Source organism: Tidjanibacter massiliensis (genome assembly GCF_900104605.1).
Classification (GTDB): Bacteria; Bacteroidota; Bacteroidia; order Bacteroidales; family Rikenellaceae; genus Tidjanibacter; species Tidjanibacter inops.
In genome coordinates, this window is the sequence record NZ_LT629960.1 from 1,314,648 (window position 1) to 1,332,692 (window position 18,045).

The following is an 18,045-nucleotide window of genomic DNA, read 5'->3' on the forward strand; positions in this document are numbered from 1 at the left end:
TACGGACAGCCCGTACCGCCATACGGAGCAACAAACGCCCCGCATTCTCCCGCCGACAAAGGGCTGCAAGGAACATGCCTCTTCTAAACGATATTTTTCGGCAGCAGCCTTTTCGCCTCCTCCGGAGTGATTCTCCGACGACGGGCATAATCGGCAAGCTGTTCGGCATCTATCTTGCCGACATCGAAATATTTCAGGTGCCGGTCGGCGAGTATCATTCCGCAAAGCGATTCGCCGGGGTCTATCATATAACTGTCCGTCAGCTTCATTCCCGTAATCCGCTCCGCATCGAGCAGCCGGAAGACCTCCTTTTTGAGCGAATGGTCGGGAACGGCCGGATACCCGAAGGCCATCCGCGCTCCCTGATAATTCCCGGCCAGAACCTCCTGCACCGGCATGGTCTCTCCGGCCTCGAACCCCCAGAGATCGCGGCGCACGGCCACATGCAGCGCCTCGGCGAAAGCCTCGGCCAACCGGTCGGCAAGCAGCTTCGCCAGGATGGCCCCGTATTCGTCGCCGCTCTCGCGCAGTCCAGTCACCAGTTCGTGCAGTCCGAAACCCGCACTGGCAGCAAAAAGGCAGACATAATCGTTCCCTTCCCCCTCCGGCAGCACGTAATCGGCGAGCGACAGGTTCTCCGCGGTCGAAGCCGACTGACAGCGGAGCTGCGGAAGAACTACCTTCCGCCCCTCCCGTTCCACCACGATATCGTCCCCGCGCGAGAAAGCGGGGAATATGCCCACGACCGCATTCAGGGTCAGCAGTTTTTCACGGCCTATCCGATAGAGCATGGTCTGCGCGTCGTCCACGAGTTTCCGCGCCTCCTCCCCCTTGTCGGACGAAAAGAGAATCTCCGGCCACCGTCCCTTCAGCCCCCACGAGGAGATAAAATAGCTCCAGTCGATATAGGGTATCACGTCGCATATCGGATAGTCGAGCAACTGCCGGATACCGGAGCTGCGCGGCAGCTCCACATCTTCGGCCCGCTTTACGTGCCGGTTCGTCCGCGCCAGCGCAAGAGGGAGCAAATTTCCCTCGCCGTGCGAAGCGGCATAACTGCGCCGCAGCTCCTCCTGTCTTCTCCGCAGGTCGGCGAGGAACTCCTCCCGCTCCGGGCCGAACAGTTTGCCGAGCACGACCACATTCTCCGACGCGTCGCGGCAGTGTATCACCGGGCCGGAATACTCCGGGGCTATCTTGACGGCCGTATGCACCCCCGACGTGGTGGCTCCGCCGACCACGACCGGAATCCTCACCCCGCGCCGCTCCAGCTCCCGCACCACCTTTATCATCTCGCCCAGCGAAGGCGTTATCAGCGCACTCAGCCCTATCACGTCAGCCCCCCATTCGAGGGCGGTATCCACGATATCCTCACACTCGACCATCACGCCCAGGTCCCGGATACGATAACCGTTGCAGGCCATCACCACCGACACGATATTCTTCCCGATGTCGTGCACGTCGCCCTTCACGGTGGCGAGCAGCGCCTTCTCTTTGCCGGAGTTCTCCGTACTGCCGCCCTCTATCAGCGGCGTCAGGGCACCGACCCCCTTCTTCATCACCCGTGCCGTCTTCACCACCTGAGGCAGGAACATCTTCCCCTGCCCGAAGAGTTCGCCCACATGCTCCATGGCGGGCATGAAACAGCGGTCGATGACCTCAAGGGGCGTCATTCCCTCTCCGACGGCCTCCAGCGCATCATCGGCAATACGGTCGGCGATACCCTTCACCATCGCATGGTATATCCGCTCCCCTACGGGCAGCGAACGCCACTCCTCGCCTGCGGCGGCTCTGCCTCCGGCCTCCTTCTCGCCCCGGACACGTTCGGCGTATGCGGCGAGGTTCTCCGCGGCCTCCGTCCGCCGCGCCAGCACCACATCCTCGGCCAGCGCGAGCAGTTCCGGTTCTATCTCTTCGTAAAGGTCCGTCATGGCCGGATTGACGATGCCGAAATTGAGGCCCGCCTTCCGGCCGTGGTACAGGAACACCGAGTGCATGGCCCGGCGTACACGGTCGATGCCCCGGAAAGCGAACGACAGGTTGCTGATTCCGCCGCTGACATTCACTCCCGGCAGGTTGGCCCGTATCCATTCGGTCGCCCGGATGAAGTCACGGGCATACACGTCGTGCTCCGGAATACCCGTCGCCACGGCCAGCACGTTCGGGTCGAAGACGATATCCTCGGGCGGAAAACCCGCTGCGGTCAGCAACCTGTAAGCCCGTGCGGCCACCTCTATCTTGCGCTCGTAAACGTCGGCCTGCCCGCGCTCGTCGAAGAGCATGACCACTGCCGCCGCACCGTACCGCCGGATGAGCGACGCACGGTGCAGGAAGGTCTCTTCGCCCTCCTTGAGCGAAATGGAGTTCACGATGCTCTTGCCCTGCACGCACTGAAGTCCCGCCTCCAGCACCTCCCACGACGAAGAGTCTATCATCACGGGGACACGCGCTATCTCCGGCTCGGCAGCGGCCATGTTGAGAAACCTGCGCATCGCTGCCGGGCCGTCTATCATTCCGTCGTCGAAACAGATGTCGATGACCTGTGCGCCCCCCTCTATCTGATTGCGGGCCACGGCGAGCGCCTCCTCGAAACGCCCTTCGCGTATCAGACGGGCGAACTTGGCCGAACCGGCCACGTTCGTGCGTTCGCCGACACTCACGAAACCTGTCGTCTCATCCACTACGAGGGGTTCGAGCCCGGCAAGCATCGTCCGGTGCCGCGGAACCGGCAGCGGACGCGGCGGATAGCGCCGTGCGGCCTCCGCAACGGCGCGTATATGGTCGGGCGTCGTACCGCAGCATCCGCCCGCGATATTGACCAGCCCCTGCCGGAAATACTCCTCCATCTGCACCGCCATGGTCTCCGGCGATTCTTCGTATTCGCCTGCGAGGTTCGGCAAGCCGGCATTGGGATAGACCGATACCGGACACTCCGCGATGTCGGCCATCCGTTTGAGGTAGGGCAGCAATTGCCGCGCCCCGAATGAACAGTTAAAACCGACGGCCAGCGGCCGGGCATGCGCGACCGATGCGTAGAATGCCTCGACGGTCTGTCCGGAGAGCGTCCGTCCGCTGTTGGTGAGCGTTCCCGACACGATAAGGGGAAGTTTCCTTCCGCGCGAGGCGAAGACCTCCCCGGCGGCGAATATCGCCGCCTTGCAGTTGAGCGTGTCGAAAAAGGTCTCGAACTGGATGATGTCCGCGCCGCCGTCCACCAGCCCCTCTATCTGAGGAGTATAAGCGGCAACGAGCCCTTCGAAATCGACCTCGCGGCGCGCGGTGTCGTTCATGTCCGTGGCGATGGAGGAGGATTTGCTCGTCGGCCCCACCGAACCGCTCACGAACCGTGGCCCCGCCTGCGGATGCTCCCGCATGTAGTCGTCCGCCGTCCGTCGGGCCACCTGTGCCGCAGCGCGGCTAATCGCATACGCATGTTCCTGCAGGCCGTAATCGGCGAGCGAAATGCGGTTCGCATTGAACGAATCGGTCGTAATGATGTCGGCACCCGCCTCCAGATAGGCGCGGTGTATCTCCCCGATGACCTCCGGCCGGGTAAGGGCCAGCAAATCGTTGCACCCTTTCAGCGGGAGATGCCACGATGCGAACTCCTCGCCCCGGTACTCCTCTTCCCGCAGGCCGTACCGCTGTATCATGGTACCCATACCGCCGTCGAGGATGACAATCCGCTCCCCGATAATATCGTATAACTCTTTTCCCATTCTCCCTTACGGAGCTCTCACTCCTCTCCTTTTTCTTTCTCGAATATCTCTACTTTATAAAGTTTGTTCCAGTTCTTTCCGGTCACATAGATGTCTCCCGATGCGGCATCGTAGGCGATACCGTTGAAAACATCCGTTTCCGGCGTCCGGTCCGAAGGCTCCTGCAGGCCTTCGAAGTCCACCACCCCGGTCACCTCGCCCGTCTGCGGGTCGATGACGACCACCTGGTCGTACAGATAAAGATTGGCCCAGATGCGCCCCTCTATCCACTCCAGTTCGTTGAGCATGTCCACCGGCCGCCCCTTGGCCGTAACCTGCAGCGTCCGCACCACGCCGAAATTCTCCGCATCGCGCACATAAATTTTGTCGGAACCGTCGCTCATGTAGAGATACTCCCCGTCGGTGGTCAGCCCCCACCCTTCGCCGTCGTACACGAACGAACGGAGCGGCCGGAAATCCTCCGCATCATAGACGAACGCACGGCCCGCCACCCAAGTCAACTGGTATATCTTGCCGCCGAGGTATGCGATACCCTCGCCGAAATACTTTCTCTCCAGTCCCACGCGCTGCAGCACGCGCCCGGTCGCCGGTTCCACCCGCCGAAGCTCCGAACGCCCGTTCTGGCCCGTTCCCTCGTACAGATACCCGTCGAGCCAGAACAGTCCCTGCGTATAGGCTCCGGTATCGTGGGGATAAACGGCCTTCACGCGGTAGGTGTATTCCGCCGGTTCGCGGAAGGAGACCGGGGCCTGAGGCGCAGCAGGTGCGGCCGCAGCCCGCTTCGCCGTCCCGCGCCCGCCGCAGGATACGGCCAGCGCGAGTATAACATAAAGTACGACTATCCTTTTCATCATTTTGAAATTTACCGGAATGTACAAAGTTACGCAAAATATGCCGAAACGCATATACCGTCCCGCCAAATAGCGGCGAAACCCTCCGGCGATTGCCATAATTTTATTAATTTTGCCCAATTAAAACCGACTGGGTATGCTTACTTTGAAACAAATCCGGGAAGAGAGGCAGCGCACCGTGGAGCGCCTCGCCGTCAAGGGAGTCGATGCGGCCCCGGTGATTGAAAAAATCATAGCGGAGGACGACCTGCGCCGTTCGCTCCAGCAGCGGCTGGACGGCTGCCTTGCCGAACAGAACGCCCTCTCCAAGGAGATAGGAAAGCTCTTTGCCGCGGGACGACGCGAAGAGGCCGACGCGGCCAAGGGACGGGTAACGCTCTTGAAGGAGGAGTCGAAAAAACTCGAAGAGCAGCTCCGCGAGGCCGCCGACCGCATGAACGCGCTCATCGTTACCCTGCCCAACGTACCGACCGAAATCGTACCGGCAGGCAGGAGCGCCGAGGAGAACGAAGTGGTCAAAATCACGCCGCTGCCCGAGGCACTGCCCGAAGGGGCGCTTCCACACTGGGAACTGGCGCGCAAATATGGCATTATCGATTTCGAGCTGGGCGTGAAGCTCACGGGAGCCGGATTCCCCGTCTATAAGGGACAGGGAGCAGCTCTGCAGCGAGCCCTCATCTCCTTCTTCCTCGACCGCAACACGAAAGCGGGCTACACGGAGGTGATGCCCCCGTTGATGGTGAACGAAGCGTCGGGCTTCGGCACGGGCCAGCTTCCCGACAAGGAGGGGCAGATGTACCACGTAACGCAGGACAATTTCTACCTCATTCCTACGGCCGAAGTTCCCGTGACGAACATCTACCGCGACGTCATCCTCGACGGAGCGGAACTTCCCGTGCGCATGACCGCCTACACGCCCTGTTTCCGCCGCGAGGCCGGCTCCTACGGCAAGGACGTGCGCGGCCTCAACCGCCTGCACCAATTCGACAAGGTGGAAATCGTGCGCATCGAAAGGCCCGAAAATTCCTATGCCGCACTCGACGAAATGGTGGCCCACGTGGAAAGCATCGTAAAGGAACTGGAACTTCCCTACCGCATCCTGAGGCTGTGCGGCGGAGACATCAGCTTCACGTCGGCCCTCACGTACGATTTCGAGGTATGGTCTGCCGCCCAGAAGCGATGGCTGGAGGTCTCCTCCGTGTCGAATTTCGAGACTTTTCAGGCCAACAGGCTGAAACTCCGCTACCGCGACGCCGACCGGAAAATCCAGTTGGCCCACACCCTCAACGGCAGTTCGCTCGCCCTGCCGCGCATCGTGGCCGCGCTGCTGGAAAACAACCAGACGCCCGACGGCATCCGCATTCCCGCGGCGCTCGTCCCCTTCACCGGGTTCGACCGGATAAAATAACGGATTGCCCCGCACATGCCAGCGGCCTGCCGGATACCCGGCAGGCCGCTCTCTTTTTTCTCCCGCTGCGGCCGGCCACCCTTGCTCCGAAAGGACCACTGGCGAGAATCGCCCGGCGGTACCTTTCGTTCCCGCTCTGTCCTCTTCCTAATCCCTACATCGTTCTCTGCTTCCTCTGCCGCCGGGAAAACGGACAAAAGCCATCGGGAAAACGCACCGGTACCCGAGAAATACGGGAACGTCCCCGCAAACAGCGGACGCGGCGGAGATTTTCCGCCGCGTCCATTCCTGTTACCGAATCGCCTGTTCTCACTTCCATCCCGGTGAAACCGGAGGCTGCGGTACGAAACTCTCGGTCGAAGCCATCCCTCCCGACGTCTGCGGCAGAAGCGAAGGATAGAAGAACAGTATGTCGACCTGAGCCCCCGCATCGTTGTTCCAGAAAGCGTATCCGATGACGTCATAGCTATCCCACGACTCATCGAAGGAAACCCCGTCCGCACTCCAGGTACCGTACAGACTGTAACCATTTCCGATGTACATTCCCGAAGTAAAAGGCTCGAAAGTAACGTTCGCTCCGGCAGCCGCTACCGGAGTGCCTCCGGCGAATTCGATGCGGCCGTCCGTAAAGTAGGCCCGGACGGCATCGTCGGTCACCACGGTACCGGACACACTGTTCATCAGGCCGGAAACCAGATAGGACTTGCCGACCACTTCCTCGCGCACCGTAACGGGTTGCCAATAGGGGCCGTTCGCCTTCGCCGCATCGGTATAGAACGTCAGGGCCCAGGTACCTATGTATTTCCGGTATGCCTCGCTGTCCTCGCCCGGTATCAGGTCGAGCGTAGTGAAATCGGCGCGATAGAATCCGCCGGCCACTCCGTCGGCATCGAACGCAAGGGCTGCGACCGTATAATCGGTGAGCGGCTTGAAATTGACGAATTCACGCTCTACCGATGCCGATTCGCTCTCGAACTCCAGCAAATTGCCTCCGCCTGCAAGCGTTGCCTTCAGGTCCTCGTCGCTCACACCGCCCTGGAACGCTCCGAAGCGGACATATGCACTGCCGTCATTGACGAAACGTACGACGAACGACCGGTCGGACGCATCGACGTCCAGACTGCTCAACGCCGCCGCACTGCGCTGTACCTCCACCGTGAAAGTACAGAGTTCGCCGATGCCGTCCGCCGACTCCGGTACCGCCAGCACGACATAACGGTCGGCCTTTCCCGACGGAACCGCAAGAGTCTGAACCGCCTCGGTCGCCGGGAACACGCTTCCCACGCTCAGCACTCCCCGCAATTCATCTTCATATTCCTCCTTAAAGACGTTCTCGTAATCGGCTCCGGCATATACGGCCAGCCAATAGCGTTCGACGGCAGGAGAGGAAAATTCGAAACGAAGTTCCAGCAAGTCGGCCGCAAGCCACGCATAAGAGCCGGTCATCCGTTCCCCGCTCCGTACCAACGCTTTGGTACGGTAGGTCTCCGTCACCGGCTCCAACGGCCGATGGTCGGCATCGTAAGGCTGGGCATAAACGACATACTCCGTCTCCGGCTCCACGGAAAATTCGCCGGGAATGTCCCCGAACTGCTCCTGATACGCTTGGTTGGCCAGAATGAACTCCTCCATCGTATGACCGGCATTGTCTGCGAACCACTGTTCCAACACCGCCTTCTCCACATAGCCCGGTATGAAGGACGCGCATCCTTCCGCCATCACGAAGTTCACCAACATCCGATAGGGCGAATAGTTCTTCTGGTCGATGGTCATGATGACGGCGCCGGTCTTCTCCGCCCCGTCGAACACGAGTCCCTCGACAGGCAGCACCGTATTGCGGGCGACGGTTATCGGCGATGCCAGCGTGCGCTCGACATATCCTCCCTCCTTATCGAACAAACGGACGGTAAGCGCATCGTATTCCGCAGGCGGAACGGCGACATACACCGACAGAGGCGTATCGGAAAGCTGCGTATCGATACCCGTTACGGTCACCGAACGGGCAGTCTGCTCCGTCTTCGCATAACCGACGAAAGAACCGTCGGCACCAAAATACATCCTGCCCGAAAGATTCAGCGCCTGCTCGCTCAAATCGGTATTGCTCGTCAACATGAGTTTGGAAAGCACCGTACTGCCCGTAATGCGCAGTTCCAGCAATCCGAATACGTTCCGGAAAGCGAGACCGGATTCCGGGTCGCTGCCCGAAGCGACCATGGGATTGCAGCCCGAAGCGAACGTCCCTGCTGCATAAGGCTGTTCGGCAGGTATCTCCATAGCCACCGACCCCGAATCATAAACCGCACCTGCAGCCGGGTACGCCGCATAATACATACCGTCGGAACCGGCATCGAGCCAATCGCCGGTGAAAGTCGCCGAACGCTCCCCGGCCCCCTCCGTCAATCCGAACACGGAGCTGCCGCCGCTGTCGTTCATCAGAAGAAACGAGTCACCCTCGTTCCACACGACCGAATAGTCGGCACCCAGTGCGGTACGTGTCACCTCCGTCGTCGCACGGATGGTCATCCCGCTTTGCGGCCCTACCGGCTCCGGCCCCTGCGTACACGAAGAGAGCAGCACCGCCGCAGCGGTCACCGCCGTGCAAAGGCCGCACATCACATTCCGTCCAATCTGTTTCATAGTCCTGAATTTAAGGTTAATGTTTAGCCAAAGATAAAGATACATTTCCGCATTTAAAACATTATATATAAACGATATAAATTATCCGGAAAAGCACCGCTGCGGCGCCAGGAGGTACGGCGCACGCCTCGCCGGGAGACCGCCGGAAGCGCCACCGACAGGGATACTCCATCCTCTCCCACGGCCGGTAGCCGCCCTTTCGTCTGGCAAAATAAAATAATCCGGAGGCCGTTTATTTTATACAAGATAAAATACTATCTTTGCGAAGTTTTTAACGACACTTAAACACTAAAGAAATGGCTTACAAAATTGATGAGAATGTCTGCATCTCCTGCGGCTCATGCGCCGGAGAATGTCCCACCGAAGCGATTTCGGCCGGTGATAACTCCTATGTTATCGACGCCGACAAATGCATCTCCTGCGGCACCTGCGCAAGTGTTTGCCCGACGGAGGCTATTTCGGAGGAGTAAACCGGATATTTCCAGAATACGAAAGAGGGGTATGGCAGCGGCCGTGCCCCTTTTCGTTTCCCCTGCCGGAACGTCCTCCCCGCTTTCCGCCCGGCAGACCGCTATTTTTCGTAACTTCGCATGCAAAAAGGGAAAACACGATGAATTTCGAAACCATCCGCGGCAAAGCGCTCGACCGGGTGCCGCTCACTTTCGACGAAGCGCTGTGGCTCTACGAAACGGTCCCGCCCGCACGGCTTTTCCGCCTGGCCGACGCACTGCGCCGCAGGGCAGTGGAAGAGCCCGGTACCGTGACCTGGCAGATAGACCGCAACGTCAACATCACCAACGTCTGCATCTCGGGCTGTACGTTCTGCAATTTCCACTGCCGGCCCGGCGAGCGCACCGCCTACATCACGACCCCCGAAGCCTATGACGCCAAGATAGAGGAGACCCTGCGGTTGGGCGGCGACCAACTGCTGCTGCAGGGCGGCCTGCACCCCCGCCTCGACATCGCCTTTTATGAAGAGCTCTTCCGCGGCCTCAAGGCCCGCCATCCGGAAATCCGGCTCCATGCCCTCGGTGCCCCGGAGGTCGCCCACATCGCCCGTATCAGCTGCCTCTCGATAGGCGAGACGCTGCGACGGCTGCACGAGGCAGGGCTCGATTCGCTGCCCGGCGCGGGCGCGGAGATTCTCTGCGACGAAGTGCGCCGCCGCATCTCACCCGGCAAACCCTCCGTCGCGCAATGGTGCGAAGTGATGCGCGAAGCCCACCGGATAAACCTGCCCACCTCGGCTACCATGATGTACGGCCATGTGGAGACACCCGCCCAGCGCATCGAACACCTGCTGCTGCTGCGCGACCTGCAGGCCGAATGCCCGGAGGGCCACTACGGTTTCATCGCTTTCATCCCGTGGATATTCTGCAGCGAGGGTACCCGGCTCGAAAAGGAGGGGGTACGTTCCCGCTTCTCCCCGCTCGAATACCTGCGTCTCATCGCCGTCAGCCGCATCGTACTCCACAACATACGCAACATACAGGCTTCGTGGCTCACCGTCGGCAAGGCCACGGCACAGATAGCCCTGCACTGCGGAGCCAACGATTTCGGCTCGATAATGATAGAGGAGAACGTGGTCTCCTCGGCAGGCGCCCGCAACGCTTTCGATGCCGAAGGCATCCAGCGGGCCATCCGTGAAGCGGGTTTCACTCCACAGCTGCGCGACCAGCTCTACCGAAAGCGCGACTACGCCGCGGCCCTCTCCCGGCAGTAACCTCCGGCCCCGAAACAAACGGAACAACAGCCCTGCAAAGAGAAGGCCTGCAAAGAGTAAAACGGGGGAGTCTCCTCCCGGTACCTGCAGTTTTCCGCTCCGGCGAAATCGGCAGCATCCGGACTGCCGCACAAAACCGCCCGACACGCCGAACATTGCCGTTCCGACGGGCAGTACGGAACGAAGCCGCTCCAGGAAACAGGCATGCAGCGGAAAGGCTCGCTCAAAACACACGGGAACCGGCCGGGCCGCCGAATCGCAAAGCCCGTCAGGCACAACGGAGGAACATCCACGGACAACCCGTCGAACCGAAACGTTCCGGATGCCGAAGAGCGACAGACACAACGGAGGGGCCGCATCGGTCGATGCGGCCCCTCCGTTGCATCCGCCCCCCGGCGGACTATTTCGCGGCGCGCTTGCGCTCCGTCTCGTCAAGCAGGATTTTCCGCAGCCGCATCGCCTTGGGCGTCACCTCCACATACTCATCCTCCTTGATATACTCCAGCGCCTCTTCGAGCGAAAAGATGACCGCCGGAGCGATGTTCATCTTCTCGTCGGAACCGCTCGCCCGCATGTTGGTCAGCTTCTTCGACTTGGTCAGGTTGATGGTGATGTCCCCCTCGCGGGTGCTCTCGCCCACCACCTGGCCGCAATATATCTCGTCGCCGGGCGATACGAAGAAACGGCCCCTATCCTGAAGCTTGTTGATGGCATAGGCATACGCCTGCCCCGTCTCCATGGCTATCAGCGAACCGTTGCTGCGCATCTCTATTTCTCCCTTGTAGGGCTCGAAATCCTTGAACCGGTGCGCCATCACCGCCTCGCCGGCCGTAGCGGTCAGCAGGTTGCTCCTTAGCCCGATGATGCCCCGCGAAGGGATGTCGAACTCCAGCCTCGTGCGGCCGTTCTCCGACACCATGTTCACGAGCGTCCCCTTGCGTTTGGTGGTCATCTCGATGGCCTTGCCGGAGTATTCGTCGGGCAGGTCGATGGTCAGCTCCTCCACCGGTTCGCACTTTCGGCCGTCGATTTCCTTGATGATGACCTTGGGCTGTCCCACCTGCAGCTCGTACCCCTCCCTGCGCATCGTTTCGATGAGCACGGAAAGGTGCAGCACGCCGCGCCCGTACACCACGAAGCTGTCCGCCGTCGCACCGGGCTCCACGCGCAGGGCGAGATTCTTCTCCAGTTCCCGGTCGAGCCGCTCCTTGATATGGCGGGAAGTCACGTACTTGCCGTCACGGCCGAAGAAGGGGGAATCGTTGATGGTAAAGAGCATGCTCATCGTGGGCTCGTCGATGGCTATCGGTTCGAGCGGTTCGGGGTTGTCGTAATCGCATATCGTGTCACCTATCTCGAAACCCTCGATACCCACAATGGCGCATATCTCGCCGCACGGCACCTCTTCGGCCTTGCTCTTTCCGAGCCCCTCGAAGGTCATCAGGTCCTTGATTCTGGTCTTCACCATCGTCACGCCGTCGCGTTTGGCGAGCGTCACGTTCATGCCCGGCCGAAGTGTGCCGCGCGTCACCTTGCCCACGGCGATACGCCCCACGTAAGGAGAGTATTCGAGCGAGGTGATGAGCATCTGCGGAGTCCCCTCCACACGGGCCGGTTCGGGAATATCGTCGATTATCGCGTCGAGCAGCGGTGTGATATTGTCGGTACGTTCGCCCAGTTTGTTGGACATCCACCCCTGCTTGGCGCTGCCGTACACGGTACGGTAGTCGAGCTGCTCTTCGTTGGCATTGAGGGTGAACATCAGGTCGAACACCTGCTCGTTCACAAACTCCGGACGGCAGTTGGGCTTGTCCACCTTGTTTATCACCACAATGGGTTTCTTGCCCAGCGCCAGCGCCTTCTGAAGTACGAACCGCGTCTGGGGCATGGTCCCCTCGAAAGCGTCCACAAGCAGCAACACTCCGTCGGCCATGTTCAGCACGCGCTCCACCTCGCCCCCGAAATCGGAGTGACCGGGCGTGTCGATGATGTTTATCTTGTAGTCCTTATAGATGACCGAAACATTCTTGGAGAGAATCGTGATTCCCCGCTCCCGTTCGATATCGTTGTTGTCGAGTATGAGTTCGCCCGCCGAAGCGGCGTTCCGGAACAGATGTCCCTGGAGTATCATCTTATCCACCAGCGTGGTTTTGCCGTGGTCTACATGGGCGATGATGGCGATGTTGCGAAGTTTCCGCATCTGATATCCTTTCCGTTATACAGCCCGCCGCAGAAGCGCAGGAACGACGCCGGCAGGCAGTTATCAACACATTGGCCGGAAGCGTGCCTACACGTCTTCCGATTAGGGCGCAAAGGTACGAATAAATCGCCGATTTCATACAAAAATTTCCGTCTCTCCGACCGACGGGCAACGCCGCCACGACAGGACGGCACTCCGCACTGAAAATTATCGTCCCCATTTATGCCGATTCTAATCCAATCGGGATTATCTTTGCAACTTCAGCGAGGAATCACATATGAAGGATATCATCAATATCGTATGCGACGAAGGGGCCACGTCCCGGGTCGTGATAGGTTCCGTAGAGGAGAACTTCGAGAGCCTGCTGCCCGGCGGAACGCCCCGCATCATCATCGTGACCGACGCCAAGGTACATGCCAACAACCTGGCTTTCGTCAATGCGCACGAACATATCGTCATCGGTCAGGGCGAAAGCAGCAAGACTTTCGTCAAGCTCGAAGAGGTCTACCGCCAGCTCCTCCACATGGGGGCCGACCGGAGCACCTTCATCGTCGGTATGGGCGGCGGCATCGTGACCGACGTCACCGGTTTTGTCGCCTCCACCTACATGCGGGGCGTCCGTTTCGGATTCCTGCCCACCACCCTCCTCGCACAGGTCGATGCGAGCATCGGCGGCAAAAACGGCGTGAACCTCGACGGATACAAGAACATCATCGGAGTCTTCAACCAGCCGGAATTCGTCCTCTGCGACCCCGAGCTGCTCTCCAGCCTCCCCGACCGGGAGTTCCGGGCGGGTCTGGCCGAGGTAATAAAGGCGGGCATCATCGGCGACGCGGAGCTCTTCTCCATGGTGGAGAGGCACTCCTTCGAGGAGATACGTTCCGACGCTCCCCTGCTGCGCGAACTCATCATCCGCTCCATCCGGGTGAAGACGGCGATAGTGGAGCACGACCAGCGCGAACGGGGCGAACGGCGCAAACTCAACCTCGGCCACACATTCGCCCATGCGATAGAGAAAAGTTTCACCAACCTCTCCCACGGCGAAGCCGTAGCGGCCGGCATGGCCATCGTCTGCGACGCGGCGGTACGCGCAGGCAAGCTCGACGAAGCCACGGCGGACCGTATCCGGAACGTCATCAGCAGCATGGGCCTGCCCACGGAGTACCCGGTAGAGATGAAACAGCTGCTTATTGCCATCCGTGCCGACAAGAAACGGGAAGGCAACGGCATCTACCTCGTCTTTCCGCGTGCCATCGGCGAATGTTCGGTGGAGATGGTGAATACCGACAGCCTCGAAGACATCTTCCTCGACGCGGCGAAGGCACCCCAGAAACCGGCGCCGCAGTCCGCCGTACCGGAAGAAGCCCCGGAAGTTCCCGGAAGCCTCAGCGCCTCAGAAGCTCTTTGATACGTGCCAGTCCCGAACGTGCCATCGGTGTCGCCCCGAACCGCGCGTCGAACTCTGCCTGTGTCATCTCCAGCCACCGGCAGGCGGGCATATCAGCCGGACTGAAAAGCGGCCGGAAGCGAGGATTCGCAAAGAAAGGAGCCCGGAGGTTATAGGGACACACGTTCTGACAGTCGTCACACCCGAATATCCATCCCGCCGTAGAAGCTCCGATGCGCTGCGCAAGCGCCGGGACCCGTTCCGGATGCGGTTCGACGGTCAACCGGGAGATACACCGGCGGGCATCCAGCCCCTCGCCTGTCAAAGCGCCTGCCGGACAATGTTCCACGCACCTCCGGCACGCGCCGCAGCCGATACCCTCATAGGGCCGGTCATAAGTATCGACCGGCACATCCACCACCAGTTCGCCGAGCAGCAGGAAAGAGCCGTAACGGGGCGAGACGAGCAGCGTATTGCGTCCTATGAAACCGAGGCCCGCTTCGCAGGCGAGCCGTTTCTCCAGCAGCGGAGCCGTATCCGTAAAGGCTCTGAAACCCGTTCCGTCCTCCTTCAGTCCCAACCGCGCAGCGGTCTCGTACAGCATCTCCTTCACCGCGACATGATAATCCCCCGAACAGGCATACGACGCCACCTTGGGTACCGCCGTATCGCCGTAACCGAGGCTCGTATCATTCTTGTAGGAGACACCGCAGACCACCACCGAGTGCGCTCCGGGCATCAGTTCCGCCGGAGAGAAACGCTTCTCCACATTCCTGCGCAGATACCCCAGTCCTCCGTCGAACCCCCGCTCCAGCCACCCCTCGAAAAAGGTCTGTTCGGCACTGAAATTGCGCACACGACAGATACCGCACAGGTCGAAACCGGCGGCAGCGGCGGCCTGCTTTATTTCACGGGCTTGCAACATATTGACCATTTGCGGCAAAAATAACGATTAATAAAAGGAGTAGGAAATAAATATAATTAACTTTGCGTTGTGTAGGAAAAGGAACGGCGGGCCGGTCAGCGCGTTACGCAGCGTGCGGTCGAACGGTGCGACGAGGCGGCCGGAAGTGCAGCGGACTCGTCCGGACACAGGCAGGCGGCCGCGCCTCCTACGGAACGCAAGAGCCCGCGGCAAGGGTTCACAACATATCATTTCCCAATGGAATTCCAGACTCTCAAAGAACTATATGCCCACAGCATCAAGGCCTACGGCAACCGGCCTTCGTTCTCGATGCTCGAACGCGAATCCATGACGTACAACGATTTCGACGACCGGGTGGAGTACGTGCGCGGTATCCTGCTCGGAGCCGGCATCGGCAGCGGCGACAAAGTGGCGCTGCTGAGCAGCAACATGCCCAACTGGAGCGTCTGTTATTTCGCCATCGTCACCTCCGGCATGGTCGCCGTTCCGATACTGCCCGATTTCTCCGGCAGCGAGCTGGACATGATAATCACCCATTCCGAAGCCAAAGCGCTTTTCGTATCCGACAAGCTCTACACGCGCATCTCCAAGGAGGTGGTGGAACGGATGAACATCGTGGTACGCACCAAGAACCTCGGTATCATCGCCCGCACTTCGTTCGAACTCGGGGCCATGACCGAACCGAAACCGGAAGACCTGGCGGTGATAATCTACACATCGGGAACGACCTCTTCGCCCAAGGGCGTCATGCTCACGCACTACAATCTCGCGGCACAAATACAGATGGACCGCGACCTGTTTTTCGTGAAGCCGGACGACATCTTCCTTTCGATACTCCCCCTCTCCCACACCTACGAATGTTCGCTCGGCATGCTGCTGCCGTTCATGTGCGGCGCTTCGGTGGTGTACGTAGACAGACCGCCGACGGCATCCAACCTGCTGCCCGCGCTCAGGGAGGTACGCCCGACGGTGATGCTCAGCGTCCCGCTGGTCATAGAAAAGATATACAAAAGCCAGGTGGCCGGGCGGTTCAATTCGTCGGGCCTCCTGCGGAAACTCTACGGGAAACCGTTCTTCAGAAAGATGATACACCGCATAGCGGGGCGGCAGCTTTACAAACTCTTCGGAGGACGGCTGCGCTTCTTCGGCATCGGCGGAGCGAAGCTCGACACGGAGGCGGAACGGTTCCTGTCGGAAGGAAAGTTCCCCTACGCCATCGGCTACGGCCTGACCGAAACGGCCCCGCTGATTGCCGGAGCGGTACCGTCTAACGTGCGGCTCGGCTCTACGGGACCGGTACTGCCGGGTATCGAGGCACGGCTCGAAGATACGAACGAATTCGGCGAGGGGGAACTCGTGGTCAAAAGTCCCTGCACAATGCTGGGATACTACAAGAATCCGGAACTCACCGCGGAGGTTTTCACTCCCGACGGTTGGTTCCGCACGCGCGACCTCTGCGCCTTCGACCCGGACGGATTCCTCTACATCAAGGGGAGGCTCGGCAGCATGATAGTCGGGCCGAACGGCGAGAACATCTACCCGGAGGATATCGAAAGCGTTCTGAACAGCCATTTTCTGATAAGCGACTCCATCGTGACGCAGGAGCAGGGCAAACTCGTGGCGCTCGTCCGTTTCGACCGGGCCGAACTGGAGAAACGCTACCACGAATTCCGAGACGACCTTGCCACGACCATGGAGGATATCAAGGCCGACGTGATAAAATACGTCAATTCGAAGGTCAACAAATCCTCCAAAATAGCCACCATCGAGGAGCAGGAACACGACTTCGAAAAGACGCCTTCCCATAAAATCAAACGCTACCTCTACACCCGCAAACCGAAGGAAGAGAAGGAACACCCGCAAACGCCGGCAGACAAACGGTAAGAAGACCAGACGTTCGTTCCGCCTGTAGGAAACGAACGAAACGCTCCCCTACCCCCGGAAAGCGGCCGTTTCCCGCACCGGCCCCGTACAAGGGAGGCGTTCCGAAAAAGCCTCCTCCGTCGCCCGCCTCTTACTACGGCAGCGGCCCCGTTATCAGGCGGCACGCCTCCGCCGGGACAGCTTCGGGAAGAGTTTGCGGAAACGCACCAGATAAGCGGTGATGCTGCCTCCGGCTACGATGAAGGTCACGGCCAGAATTATCATCACTATCCCGCACACTATCCTCGGCGTCAGCGCCTCTCCAAATACCGTCACCCCGAAGAAAACGGCGGTCACGGGTTCCAGTGCGCCGAGTATCGCGGTAGGCGTGGAACCTATGTACTGTATGGCGCTGGTCGTACAAAGAAACGATATGGCCGTGGGAAAGACCGCCAGCGCAAGCAGATTGCCCCACGAATACCACCGGTCGGGGAGACACACGTCCCGGCCGAAATCCAGCCGGACGAGGAACAGCGACAGGCCGAACAGCAGCACATAGAAGGTGACCTTGAGTGTCGCCACACTCTTCAGCGCCGTCTGATTGACACCCACGATATAGATGGCATAAGCCAATGCCGAAACCAGCACGAGTACGGTTCCCGTCAGGCTCAGGGTGGTTCCGTCACCGCTCCGGTAGAGCAGCGCGATGCCGACCAGCGCGAGGACGATGCACAATCCGGTCTGCATCGTCAGTTTCTCCTTGAATACGAGGGCCATAATCAAAGCCACCAGCACCGGATAGACGAACAGGAGCGTGGAGGCTATTCCGGCATCCATATAGTTGTAACTGAGGAAGAGCGTGAGCGACGACAGGGCCACGAGAAGGCCCATGACTATCAGAGGTACTATCTCTTTCCGCTTGAGCCTGAAATCGCGTCCCCGGGCCTTAATCATGATACCCAGCAGAGGAATGGCGAGCAGATACCTGAAGAAGAGCACCGAATCGGGGTCCATCCCCTCCTTGTAGAGCGGAAGCGCGAACAACGGATTCATTCCGTACGATGCCGCCGCAACGGCCCCCAGCACATAACCTTTCAGCTTCGTATTCATGAAGAGTCTTAATTTTTCCGCGCAAATATAACGAATATATCCGGTGAAAAACCGAAAACGGACGGCGGGTATAAGCCCGGCCCGCAAATGTGATGCGGTCGAGACGACCATACCGCACCTTACGACCGGGTACGCTGCACACAAATAAAAAAGGGATTGCATCTTGCAATCCCTTTTCCTTGCTGCCGGAAAGGATACCGTGCCCCTATCCGCTTACGGACA

General features: G+C 59.8%; 11 protein-coding genes. 5 read left to right on the forward strand and 6 right to left on the reverse strand.

Features of this window, described 5'->3' with window-relative positions; genetic code table 11:
- Positions 1-83: 83 nt before the first annotated feature.
- Both metH and BQ5361_RS06605 read right to left on the reverse strand, forming a co-directional pair.
- Positions 84-3,719 (reverse strand): methionine synthase, encoded by a 3,636-nt coding sequence (gene metH / locus BQ5361_RS06600; RefSeq protein ID WP_071424985.1) that lies wholly within the window; start codon positions 3,717-3,719, stop codon positions 84-86.
- A gap of 17 nt (positions 3,720-3,736) precedes the next feature.
- Positions 3,737-4,570, reverse strand: a complete 834-nt coding sequence (locus BQ5361_RS06605) for a glutaminyl-peptide cyclotransferase (protein WP_035472413.1) — start codon at positions 4,568-4,570, stop codon at positions 3,737-3,739.
- 136 nt (positions 4,571-4,706) lie between these two features.
- On the opposite strand from BQ5361_RS06605, the gene serS reads away from it, so the two are divergent.
- Positions 4,707-5,978, forward strand: coding sequence for a serine--tRNA ligase (gene serS, locus BQ5361_RS06610; RefSeq protein ID WP_035472258.1), 1,272 nt, complete (start codon positions 4,707-4,709; stop codon positions 5,976-5,978).
- Positions 5,979-6,287: 309 nt separating this feature from the next.
- Here serS and BQ5361_RS06615 read toward each other — a convergent pair whose 3' ends face one another.
- Entirely contained in the window at positions 6,288-8,615 is a 2,328-nt protein-coding gene (locus BQ5361_RS06615; RefSeq protein ID WP_143047532.1) for a hypothetical protein, read from the reverse strand.
- Between the two features lie 296 nt (positions 8,616-8,911).
- Here BQ5361_RS06615 and BQ5361_RS10335 point away from each other — a divergent pair, with 296 nt between their 5' ends.
- Positions 8,912-9,085: an indolepyruvate ferredoxin oxidoreductase subunit alpha gene (locus BQ5361_RS10335; protein WP_022064065.1), complete on the forward strand. Its 174-nt coding sequence runs from the start codon at positions 8,912-8,914 to the stop codon at positions 9,083-9,085.
- Positions 9,086-9,225: 140 nt separating this feature from the next.
- The gene (locus BQ5361_RS06620; protein ID WP_035472411.1) at positions 9,226-10,338 is read left to right on the forward strand and encodes a radical SAM protein; all 1,113 of its coding nucleotides are present in this window, start codon (positions 9,226-9,228) and stop codon (positions 10,336-10,338) included.
- Between the two features lie 400 nt (positions 10,339-10,738).
- Here BQ5361_RS06620 and typA read toward each other — a convergent pair whose 3' ends face one another.
- Positions 10,739-12,538 carry a translational GTPase TypA gene (typA, locus tag BQ5361_RS06625; RefSeq protein WP_035472252.1) on the reverse strand — a complete coding sequence of 600 codons (1,800 nt, stop codon included), beginning with the start codon at positions 12,536-12,538 and terminating at the stop codon, positions 10,739-10,741.
- A 277-nt stretch (positions 12,539-12,815) separates the two neighbouring features.
- On the opposite strand from typA, the gene aroB reads away from it, so the two are divergent.
- Positions 12,816-13,946 carry a 3-dehydroquinate synthase gene (gene aroB, locus BQ5361_RS06630; RefSeq protein WP_022064062.1) on the forward strand — a complete coding sequence of 377 codons (1,131 nt, stop codon included), beginning with the start codon at positions 12,816-12,818 and terminating at the stop codon, positions 13,944-13,946.
- Here the strand turns inward: aroB and queG are convergent.
- The gene (gene queG, locus BQ5361_RS06635; protein WP_035472406.1) at positions 13,924-14,850 is read right to left on the reverse strand and encodes a tRNA epoxyqueuosine(34) reductase QueG; all 927 of its coding nucleotides are present in this window, start codon (positions 14,848-14,850) and stop codon (positions 13,924-13,926) included. The genes aroB and queG overlap by 23 nt on opposite strands.
- Positions 14,851-15,087: 237 nt before the next feature.
- On the opposite strand from queG, the gene BQ5361_RS06640 reads away from it, so the two are divergent.
- Positions 15,088-16,734 carry an AMP-binding protein gene (locus BQ5361_RS06640; RefSeq protein ID WP_022064060.1) on the forward strand — a complete coding sequence of 549 codons (1,647 nt, stop codon included), beginning with the start codon at positions 15,088-15,090 and terminating at the stop codon, positions 16,732-16,734.
- A 153-nt stretch (positions 16,735-16,887) separates the two neighbouring features.
- Here BQ5361_RS06640 and BQ5361_RS06645 read toward each other — a convergent pair whose 3' ends face one another.
- Positions 16,888-17,823, reverse strand: a complete 936-nt coding sequence (locus tag BQ5361_RS06645; RefSeq protein ID WP_022064059.1) for a DMT family transporter — start codon at positions 17,821-17,823, stop codon at positions 16,888-16,890.
- Positions 17,824-18,045 lie beyond the last annotated feature (222 nt).